We start from the raw sequence: 206 nt of genomic DNA, 5'->3' as shown, positions 1-206 counted from the left end.
TAGTGGCTTCTTGCGTATAGCTTTCTCGAATCTTAGATTAAGCTTTCGACCGATTAGTACTGGCCAACTCCGCGAATCACTTCGCTTCCATCTCCAGCCTATCGCCTTGTCGTCTTCAAGGGGTCTTATATACCGCAGATCTTATCTTGGGCTCGGCTTCGCGCTTAGATGCTTTCAGCGCTTATCCGATCCCTGCTTGGCTGCCC

The 206-nt window shown here is 50.5% G+C and carries 1 rRNA gene; it reads right to left on the bottom strand.

Annotated features, from left to right (window positions below):
* Positions 1-33 precede the first annotated feature (33 nt).
* Positions 34-206, bottom strand: a 23S ribosomal RNA gene (locus Afil_RS11040); the annotation flags it as partial.

The organism is Allobaculum fili (assembly GCF_020969955.1).
GTDB lineage: Bacteria > Bacillota_I > Bacilli_A > Erysipelotrichales > Erysipelotrichaceae > Allobaculum > Allobaculum fili.
This window is presented reverse-complemented; position numbering and strand designations above follow the sequence as displayed.